Here is a 10,106-nt window from a genome sequence, read left to right as displayed (position 1 = left end):
ATGGAACATTAAGTGAAAAAGCTTATTTTTGTTTTATACACAGCAAGTAAAGAAGTTATGGTAAGGTACCGAACCACAGCGTGTTGTACTTTACCGTTTGCAGCTTGTATTTTACCAAATAATAAATATCTTACTGAATTTTCAATACTTTTGAATTATGGACACACCTACAAAAAACCACATAGGAAGAAAAATTAGCCGTATACGTGAACTTCGTGATATGAAGCAGGAGGCGCTAGCTGCTGCTTTAGGAATTAGCCAACAGGCAGTTTCTAATATTGAGAATAGCGCAACTGTTGAAGATTCAAAACTGGAAGAAATAGCAAAGGCTTTAGGTGTTACTGCTGAAGGTATAAAACAATTTTCAGAAGAGGCTGTTTTTAATATTATTTCAAATACTTACCATAATACGAGTAGTGATACTTCTACACTTATAGCTAGTTCACTAAATTATCAGCCAACTTTCAATACTGTAGAAAAGATAGTGGAGCTTTATGAAAGATTACTTCAGGCTGAGAAAGATAAAGTAGCTTACTTGGAGAAGCTAGTTAATAAGTAACACTTAAGGATTATCTATGGTGTCAGACTCATTGGCTTCTCGATATTGTTAGTAATACTTTTTCTATGGTACAATTCCAGACAATTTCACGGCCTAGGCATTTACGATACGTTTTTTTTATAGACAGTAATTATCCTTATGACAAGCTTAGGGATCTTATGTCACAACTCCAAAAATACTGGGGAGGGCGTTATAATCCTATGGTACCCGTTGTGGCCGGAGAGATTGAAAAGAGTTATCGAATGTTATTAGCATACTACGATCCTGATTATGTGTTCTACTCTGACGGCGTTGAACTTGAAGCTATTCAGAAACTAAGACTTTTTAATCCTAAAGGTTTTTACAATCTTGACTCCATACCACGAGAAGAAAATATCTACGGTGTTGATTCCATGTATTTTCTTTCACTTTTTGATCGAAGTGAGGGAATTATCATGCCTTCAGAATTATGGCGAACTAAAAGTTTATTGTTAGATTATCTCGACTTAAATTTTGGCATTAGTTCAAATGGGACAGTAAGTGATTACAATATTGCAAAACAGTATCACCAAATAAATTTTAATGAAAAGAATTTTGATACTTTTCATGAAATAGTCTTTAAAGAGAGGCCGATTAATCGGGCATTACTTTCTAGAAATAATTTAAATACCGTTATTTTACGAAGTTTAAAAGATGCTCAATATAACGACTTTGTTTTAGTTATAGCAAAAGACACTTCGTCAATTTCGGATCTTTTATATTTTTGGAATCGTCTATTGTATCAAGGAGACAATACATATTTTGTGACTCTTGAACAGCTTAAAATTCTTGTCAATGATAAGTTTTTTGGCACTTTACTTTATCGAGAAGCATCAAGCGATTTTATCAAGGTTTGCTCCACTTCATTCTCGAAAGCAGATTTAAAAGCCTTAATAACTGAGCTTTTATTGCCTATCTCCAGAGGCAAGCCGTTTATATATCACGATTGTAGTAGCTTTCCATATAAAATATTAGATGCTAACGGATTGTATGAAAGTGATTTTGGTGAAAGCGAAAACTTACAAACATTTGTTGGTCAAAAAGCTCAATATGCAATTCCTATGCTGAGCTTTACTAATAATTTAAGCTTTTATCCACAAAAATGGGCGATTGACATAAAAGTAAGATGCTCTGTGGAAGACAAAGCTAAAACACTTCTTATGCCTCTTACATATGACATTTACAATGTCTTTCCTCATGCTGAAGGGAGGATTAATCGTAGTAGAACTGTTACTTTGTTTATTCGCGGTCAACGCGACTCCAGTCATTTAGATATTTCTATTCCTGAAACAAGACAGATAGTATCTCAACTTATTAGCAGACCTATAATACAAGGAAAGACTTATGAAACAAAATTCATAGAAACATCATTACATGATGATAGCCGTAGGCTTATTTCTTTCATAAAGTTATTTAATCATGATTTTAAAACTATTGCTGACTTTTTTTCTGATAACTTTTGGGTATCTCTTTTAGAAGAATATGCAACTACTAATAGATCGGCAGGGAGTGCTTTTACTTTTGTCGATTTGAAGTCGCGCGCTTTTAATAAATTGGTAGAAGCGGGTTATGTTTTTAAATCAAAAGAAGAATCGAGGTTTAATGAAGAAAATCTAGAACTCGGATTGAAAAATACATTGACAGAATTATGTAACTACCAAATGTTTTTCAAGGGCTATTTATTAAAATGTAAGCAATGCTCCTCTACATTCTATTATTATTTAAATGAAGTTGACGAAACAGTTAAATGTAAAGGATGTCTTCAGAGTTTTACTATGCCTGTAGAACCTAATTTCGCGTATAAACTTAATGACCTTATTAAGAATAATATCTACAGGTCACGGACTGAGAGGGATGGAAATCTGACGGTCATAAGGACATTAGCCAGTATATCCGCACAAAGCAGAAGATCTTTTGAATTCAGTCCACAAATCAATTTATACTTATCATATTCGGACCGCAAACCTTATACAGATATTGATATTTTTTGTATATCTGATGGTAAGCTTATAATTGGAGAAGCGAAACACTCAAGTGTTGCATTCTTTGATAAAAATGGAGATGGTTTAAATTCACTACAAGCACTGGCAAATATTGCAAAAGATATCAGACCTGATAAGATTCTTATAACCTGTTATGAAGATGATTCGAATAAACTTAAAAATGCTGGTAAAACATTAGAAGGATTATTTTATATGGATTCGTATGCTCCTGAAATTCAAGTCAAATTGCTGCCTAAGCCGGATGATTTTGCATTGGGGCCACATCAATATTTTTATTATTAGTCTTTATAAAGATTGCAGTATGTTAACCTGCAGGTTAACATACTTTTTGGACTAATTCTGTTTTTTGTTTTTGTTCATTTCTTTCTATTTGAACTTATCTTCAGAGTAAATCTAAAGGACTACTACCTAAAAGAATCTGTTCAGCCGTTTTTTCAGTATTTTGCAACAAAACATTATAGTAGGCAGCTAAATCTTTTTCTGTTTCTTCATTTCCCAAATTGAATCTCGGGTCAATCTCTCCAGATTCATAGAAATAAATTTCTGTCATAGTATCTAATAGTAAAAAAAGTCTAATACAATTTTGTCTGGTGGCAAATTCTTCTTCAATTAATAAATGTGACGCTACATGCCTATTAAAATGAGAATGAGCATTACCATTAGTTGTTGGTCTATAGAAATGTTCATTTAGAATCTTGTCACAAATTTGAATATACACATCATGAAATAAAATATTTGTTGGATTAGGATTTCTTAAGGAGGCCTTTTTAAAAAATTTTCGAACGTCTTCAAATTCGGGTTTAACTTCACTTTGTTGAAATCCCATCCATCGTATAATGATACCTTCGATAACAGGTATAAGAGTAAAATAGCAACTTATAAAGTTTGTCCTGTAGTAAGATAAAACTGCTGCATCTATTAATTTGGCAAACTGCTTGAAATATTCAAATTTTTCGATCCTGCCTAGCTTTTGCATAACCCTCATTTTAGGATGCATAGTTAATTTACCTACATGATTTAATATTGTTTTCTCGGATGTAGGTAATTCATTTTTTAGTTGTTCTAATCTGTGAAAATCAGTCATAGTAGAAAAAATGGGAAGAAGCAAAGCGTAGTTCCCCAATATTTTATTCAATTCGATAATTTTAAGAATATCCTTGACTGATGTCGAACCTACATGTCGTTTTTCTTGATCTTTTTTCCTATCTTTTCTTGCACGATCTAAGTTAATTGAATAAGCTTTTAAGCAACATGATCTCCATTTTTCTTCAGAAATGTTAAACGCTTGTTTTATAAATTCCATGGATTCACCCAAAAGTTTTCTTCTGTTTATTTCCTGTGCGATTTCTGATGTTTTCATTATTAAATTCTATCTATGTAAATTTAAATAAAATCATCAACAAAACCTTCCGGCATACCGTCGGGATTTGTTTTTGTATTGTGCCAAGAGCATGCTCTTTCAGGCATGCACTTTTAGAGATCAACTATATGCTAAAAGCTTCAAATATCGATAAAAGATTGCCCAGAAAATGAGTACCTTTATTCAGCAAAATCACCAATAAATGTTTCGTCATAAAGGCAAAAGAAGATCGTATGGGCATAACCTAAGGTTGGCATCTATCTTATCTTTTGTGGCAGGGATTGTAAACATTGTAGGCCTGTTGTCGGTAAATGTCCTTACAACAAATGTAACCGGGCATTTTGCTTTCTCCTATGTTTGTATAATATAATCTAAGTGAGGAAGAATGAGAGCAGATTTTGCTTTAAATAGCTTACTAGTATATTTAAGAAATGAGAATGCCTCATCTTCTTTTACCTCTATGTTTGTATAATATAATCTAAGTGAGGAAGAGTGAGAGCAGATTTTGCTTTAAATAGCTTACTAGTATATTCAAGAAAAGAGACTGCCTCCTCTTCTTTTACCTTTTAGAATCTGAACAGAATGTAAGGAATTCACCTATACCATAACTATGGGTCGAATAGCCAGTATATCCAGTCAGGAGAAAAGATGAAGAAAGGTCATCACTTACCTAAACCATATAAGATGAAGGTATTATTAAAGCAGACAGTAGGAATTGATGTCGCACAAAATGAATTGGTTGTATCGCTTGGTCGAATGGATGAACAGATAAGCATAGAAGTTTATGCCTATAAAGTATTTCCTAATACAAGAAAAGGATTTTCAAGTCTTGTATCATGGGTAAATAAGCAAACTTTAACCAGTACGGAGGTACGGTACGTAATGGAAGCTACCGGAGTTTATCACGAATCTTTAGCTTATTATCTTTGTAGTAATCAAAAACAAGTCAGTATCGTTTTACCAAACAAGATCAGTAATTATGCAAGAACACTAGACATAAAAACAATTACTGACAAAAGTGCTTCACAAGCCATTGCAAGATTTGGATTGGAAAGAAAATTAGAAGCATGGCAACCTCCCTTAAAAATATTCAATGATTTAAGACAGCTTTGTCGGGAACGCGAGCAGCTAGTACAGGAGCGTACAATGTTAAAAAATCAGTTGCACGCTGAACGTACTTCTGCAATATCGAGCGAAAAATCAATAAAACGAACCAAAAGAAGAATTGCCCTCATTGATACGCAGGAAAAGGAAATAAGGGAGGAAATTGCTACGCATATCAAAGGAAATGAATCCTTAGCAGAAAAGATGAAAATAATATCTTCGATACCAGGGATAGGAACTCTGACTGCTGTAACTATCATCGCTGAAACCAACGGATTTGAATTAATAAAAAATAAAAGACAGCTGGTAAGCTATGCCGGATTGGATGTAAGGGAAAAAACCTCAGGAACTTCTGTGAAATCCAAACCCCGAATATCTAAGAGGGGTAATCGCAATCTGAGGAAAGTAATGCATTTCCCTGCACTGGCTGCAATCAGAACCGATGAAAGCTTCAGATATATTTTCATAAGATTGGTTTCAAGGCATGGTATTAAGATGAAAGCAATTGTTGCCATTCAAAGAAAACTGCTGGAGCTAACGTATATCCTATGGAAATCAAATACGTCTTATTGCCCAAATTATCACAATCAGAGTATTACAATGGAAACAATAACCATTTAATAAAATGAAAAAAGGGTAGCTGTTTTAGTGCTACCCAATAATAACTATGCAAAACAAGATGAATTCTCAATAAGAAATTCATCCGCAGTGTTATGCTTTTTCAGGAACAATTCTCGTAATTCTCATTGTTATTTTGCTAATTTTAGGATACGATATGCACCTTTAGCCACAATCAGGAATACAAGTGCTCCAATAATAAGGTCTGGATAACTTGAATTTAGCAACTTAACTAAAATAGCTGCAATGATAACACCAGAATTAATAATAACATCGTTCGATGTAAAAATCATGGAAGCCTGCATGTGCGCTTCCTTGCTTTTGTTCTTTTGCAATAAGTAAAGACATAATACATTAGCTGTCAACGCCAGAACAGAAACGATAATCATTGTTTTAAAATCGGGCATTTTTTCTATTTCTATAAAACGTCTTATAACTTCAATAAATCCTATAACGGCTAATAGAATTTGAAAGTAACCCGCAAATTTGGCGATGTTACTTTTTCGTGCTATCGTGCCGCCAACGGCAAACAATGCCAATGCGTAAACAATACTATCGGCAAGCATATCTAAACTATCCGCTACCAATCCCATTGAATTAGAAAGAATACCAAACAACATTTCGAATCCGAAAAAGAGGAAGTTTATAATCAGTACTGTCCAAAGCAGCTTCCGTTGTTTATTGCTTGTATCTGCTGCAAAGACAGCTTGGTTTTCTTCAGTAGAAATCAATGTTGCATTCAGGTTCAATGTTTCCAAAGCGGATAAAATTGGCCCTGGGGTTTCATTGTGGTAAACATTCAGTTTTCTATTGGGAATATCAAATTCTAATGATTTTATCGTATCGAAATTTTGCAGTTTCATACGAATCAATTGCTCCTCACTAGGGCAATCCATTTTAGTTATATTGAATATGGTTTTATTCATCCGCTTAGAGTTTTAATTTTATACCTAAGTTAACTACAAACCCGTCCAATGGTGCATAGATATCTTTAAAAACGGGATTGCTTATTGTTCCGGTATAAATACTATCAAAGCGAGTTTGTCGGGTATCAAGGAAGTTTTCAAAATTGGCATATAGAGAAAATCGCTCCCAGATCTTTTCAGCCATAAATCCACAAGTCCAATAATCTTCTCCGGTTGTTCCGTTGTTCATTTTTTGGGGACTGAAATAGTATGCTTCCAGCCCGACTTTCCATTTATCTTCTATCTCATACATCAGCACAGAGTTAATGCGGTGCTTAGGTGTCAGCGGACTTTCGGTATTTGTTCCGTTTTGGTTTAGTCGGGCATCTGTATAAGTGTAACCTAAAAACAATTTCAGGTCATCATATCCGATTTTAATATTGGTTTCTGTTCCTTTGGTATGAATGTAACCCGGCGAATTTACGAACTGATACAGATTTGCAGATGGATTTTCAAGTAACAATGGATTATCCAAGTATGTATAAAAGAACAATTGGTTTATGCTGAATGACCATTCCTCCCCAATACGAATGCGATAATTAATATCTGCATTTGCACCGTAGCTTTTTTCCAATTTATTGGTTTTATCATCGATAGGCAATACGTTTTGATATTGTATTCGTTCGCTTTCTTCCGTAAATATAGTAGGTGTTTTGTAGCCAAATCCACCTCCAATCCTTGATGTCAGACCCTCGGCAATTTGAAAAAGAGCTGAAACTCTCGGTAAGAACACTACACCATAATCCACAACGTAGTCCGTACGGAAACCTGCTTCTAAATTCAGCCAATCTGCAGATTTCCATGAATTTTGGATAAAAGCTCCGAATGTCCTTTGGTTGTAATCTCTTAACGGAAAAGTAGTGAACTGCTTTTCTTTAAAATTATCAGTCCATATATTAATTCCTGCAACCCATTCCGATTTTTCTGTACTGTTGGTATAATTGGCTTCGGTAAAAGTGGCTGTTTGTGTTCCTTCAAATTCATAGTTAGGAATCGTTATATTCCTATTGAAATAGCTTACGCTGTTTTTAATTTGATAAGAACTATTTTCATTAATCAAATGGTCTAAAACAAATTGTGTGGAATAACGTTGTGTTTTGTTTTTCTCAAAATATTGATGGATATCATCTCCCTTACCTTTAATGTAAAGCATATCGCCTCCCAAACGGTTTTCAATGGTTGTATTGATTCCAAAATTCATCTTTGTTTTATCATTGAAATAAACAAATAATTTTGGATTCAGTACGTAGCGTTCAAATTTTGGAATGGCAGAAAAGCCAATATTAGCAGGGTCGTAAGCTCCGTTGCGATTGTGTGAAGCGAATATGGTAGTTCCTATTTTATTGAACCTTTGCCCATAAAAACCGTTAATATCCAAGCCTCTGCCTGATGTTCCGTTGATTTGAAAACGTAAATCTCTTTCTTCAGTAGGCGTTTTAGAGATCAGGTTTACCAATCCAGCGATTGCTCCGCCACCATATAGAGTGGACGCCGAACCTTTGATGACCTCAACTTGTTTGAGATCAAGCGGCGGTATCTGTAAAAGACCCAATCCGCTTGATGCGCCAGAATAAATGGGAAAACCGTCTTTCAGTATTTGCGTATACCTACCATCAAGCCCTTGAATGCGAATACTTGCATTGGCACTTGTTGGCGATGTGGTCTGCACGTGAATACCTGTGCTTTCTGCTAAAAGCATACGAATATCTCCTGGTTTCATATTACCCTTTTCTGCCAATTCTTCACTACCTATAAATTCAATCCGGGTAGGAATATTTTGTATGCTCCTGGTACTTCTTGTAGACGATATTATTACTTGATCCAATTCTTCTGAACTTTCTTGCAGAAAGATTTCAATAACATTTTTGTCCTTTAGTGGAAATTCTAAGGTGTCAATATGTTCATTAAATCCTATATAGCTAAAGTTAATTTGCTGTAATCCGTCAGGAATATTTACTAATCTAATTTGTCCATTTTCGTCAGACGTCGCAACAAGCGACGTTCCTTTTACAGATGCCGTTACACCATTTAATGGTTCATTTGTTTCAATGTTTTTGACAACAATATTTAATGTGTTTTGTGCATATGCACAGAGGTTTAGTGCCATAAAAAATGACACAATGAGTATTTTTTTCATTGTAAAGATGATACTTAATGTGAATGAATAATAATAACAATGCGAAGCGTTGTTATTAATTAATTTGTGCTGTAAAAGCTACACATTAAGTAAGTTGTGGGGGATGCCAAACAGAGTAGGGAAAGTCTGAAATAGGCTTTATGAAACTTAGTGCTATTTTTTTTTCAGTTTGTACGAAAGGATGTATAATTGAAAAATGAAAAAAGGTCATTACAAATCCCATACAGGTATTACAATTCATAAAAGGCGAACAACATTTCGTACAACCATCTTTTTCTTGTTGGTGGTTTTGTGTTGTTTGCTGGCGAGGCTTAATACATCTATCTTCCCTCAAGCACGATGGTGCTGTTGATAGAATCAACACCGTAAAAGCCAATATGAATGATAAATATTTCATTTGGCAAATGTATAAATTTATGCTCAATTTCTCATAGTAATAAAGAATTAGAACATCTACAGTTATTTTTTAAATAATGACTGAGGGAGAATTACAGATGAGCTAGAAATAAATTTCCAATTTTTTGTAAATATATTTGGATTATAACACAGAATCTTTTCTAGGACTTTTGTAAGCGAAGAGTTTTCAAATGTGGTTATTTACCTTTGGTTTCTTTTAAGCTTCCTTACCGGAGCTTTTTGTTCCAATCTTATAAGTGAGACTATTGTCCGTATAAAGGTGAACCTTTCTTATGTTGTTCCCATCCTGCTTGAAATTATTCTTTTAATTACAGTAGCCACTTTGCATTTCAATCAGCCTGATATATTGGCATGTATTCTATTGTTCGCAATGGGGTTGCAAAATGCTTTAGTAACCAGGGTATCGCAGTCGGTGGTAAGAACAACGCACCTAACAGGAATATTTACAGACCTGGGTATTGAACTGTCGCAGCTTTTGTTTTACAAAACATCCAATGAGAACTTCACTCTTAAAAGGAGTATCTATTTAAAACTGGCTATTATAGCGTGTTTTTTTGCGGGAGGAATAGTAGGTGGATTTGCCTATTATTACTTAAAGCTGAAAGTACTTTTAATTGCAAGCTTAGCTCTGCTATTAGCTTTGCTTTACGACTACATCCTACTTAAATTCTATGTCATCAAAAGAAAGGTGTTGCATAGGCATTGATATTACTTTTGATTCGGTTATTCTCTTCTGATTCTTTTCCACTACGAAACGGCAAAAAAGGCAGCTAAGTTATTGCGGCGCACCTTATTGTTAAAACAAAAGACTACGGCATAATGGCTCGCAGGCTCACCACCCTTCGGGACTTATTCCGTTTCCTTTTGTTTTCCCGCTGCACCGCACTTTTCGGCTGCTTTCTTTTTTACCGTTTTCTTTTGGAAA

At 34.5% G+C, this 10,106-nt stretch carries 7 protein-coding genes and 1 pseudogene; 5 read left to right on the top strand and 3 right to left on the bottom strand.

Translation table 11 applies throughout. The annotated features are described in order from the left end of the window. The first annotated feature begins 157 nt into the window (after positions 1 to 157). Positions 158 to 559 (top strand): helix-turn-helix domain-containing protein, encoded by a 402-nt coding sequence (locus GN157_RS11140; protein ID WP_157483476.1) that lies wholly within the window; start codon positions 158 to 160, stop codon positions 557 to 559. A gap of 158 nt (positions 560 to 717) precedes the next feature. Further along, the gene (locus tag GN157_RS11135) at positions 718 to 2,862 is read left to right on the top strand and encodes a hypothetical protein (protein ID WP_157483475.1); all 2,145 of its coding nucleotides are present in this window, start codon (positions 718 to 720) and stop codon (positions 2,860 to 2,862) included. 100 nt (positions 2,863 to 2,962) lie between these two features. On the opposite strand, the gene GN157_RS11130 is transcribed toward GN157_RS11135, so the two are convergent. Next, positions 2,963 to 3,940 carry a hypothetical protein gene (locus GN157_RS11130; protein ID WP_157483474.1) on the bottom strand — a complete coding sequence of 326 codons (978 nt, stop codon included), beginning with the start codon at positions 3,938 to 3,940 and terminating at the stop codon, positions 2,963 to 2,965. Positions 3,941 to 4,142: 202 nt separating this feature from the next. Here GN157_RS11130 and GN157_RS11125 point away from each other — a divergent pair. Further along, a pseudogene (locus GN157_RS11125) lies at positions 4,143 to 4,289 on the top strand (DUF1275 domain-containing protein); the annotation flags it as partial. A gap of 335 nt (positions 4,290 to 4,624) precedes the next feature. Then, positions 4,625 to 5,665: an IS110 family RNA-guided transposase gene (locus tag GN157_RS11120; RefSeq protein WP_157483473.1), complete on the top strand. Its 1,041-nt coding sequence runs from the start codon at positions 4,625 to 4,627 to the stop codon at positions 5,663 to 5,665. A gap of 128 nt (positions 5,666 to 5,793) precedes the next feature. On the opposite strand, the gene GN157_RS11115 is transcribed toward GN157_RS11120, so the two are convergent. Together GN157_RS11115 and GN157_RS11110 are read right to left on the bottom strand one after the other, a co-directional pair. Next, a complete protein-coding gene (locus GN157_RS11115; protein ID WP_157483472.1) occupies positions 5,794 to 6,588 on the bottom strand; it encodes a cation transporter in 795 nt (264 codons plus the stop codon). Positions 6,589 to 6,592: 4 nt separating this feature from the next. Continuing rightward, entirely contained in the window at positions 6,593 to 8,764 is a 2,172-nt protein-coding gene (locus GN157_RS11110; RefSeq protein ID WP_157483471.1) for a TonB-dependent receptor, read from the bottom strand. A gap of 550 nt (positions 8,765 to 9,314) precedes the next feature. On the opposite strand from GN157_RS11110, the gene GN157_RS11105 reads away from it, so the two are divergent. Next, positions 9,315 to 9,887, top strand: a complete 573-nt coding sequence (locus tag GN157_RS11105) for a YoaK family protein (RefSeq protein ID WP_317163540.1) — start codon at positions 9,315 to 9,317, stop codon at positions 9,885 to 9,887. The last annotated feature ends 219 nt before the right edge of the window (positions 9,888 to 10,106 follow it).

Origin of the sequence: Flavobacterium rakeshii, assembly GCF_009741375.1 — a bacterium.
Classification (GTDB): Bacteria; Bacteroidota; Bacteroidia; order Flavobacteriales; family Flavobacteriaceae; genus Flavobacterium; species Flavobacterium rakeshii.
Note: the sequence above shows the minus strand (reverse complement) of the source record. Positions and strands in the feature narration are given on the sequence as shown.

Bases quoted from the DNA above. Each gene is read 5' to 3' on its own strand.
- GN157_RS11140 (WP_157483476.1), top strand. From the start codon at position 158: ATGGACACACCTACAAAAAACCACATAGGAAGAAAAATTAGCCGTATA.
- GN157_RS11135 (WP_157483475.1), top strand. From the start codon at position 718: ATGTCACAACTCCAAAAATACTGGGGAGGGCGTTATAATCCTATGGTA.
- GN157_RS11130 (WP_157483474.1), bottom strand. From the start codon at position 3,940: ATGAAAACATCAGAAATCGCACAGGAAATAAACAGAAGAAAACTTTTG.
- GN157_RS11120 (WP_157483473.1), top strand. From the start codon at position 4,625: ATGAAGGTATTATTAAAGCAGACAGTAGGAATTGATGTCGCACAAAAT.
- GN157_RS11115 (WP_157483472.1), bottom strand. From the start codon at position 6,588: ATGAATAAAACCATATTCAATATAACTAAAATGGATTGCCCTAGTGAG.
- GN157_RS11110 (WP_157483471.1), bottom strand. From the start codon at position 8,764: ATGAAAAAAATACTCATTGTGTCATTTTTTATGGCACTAAACCTCTGT.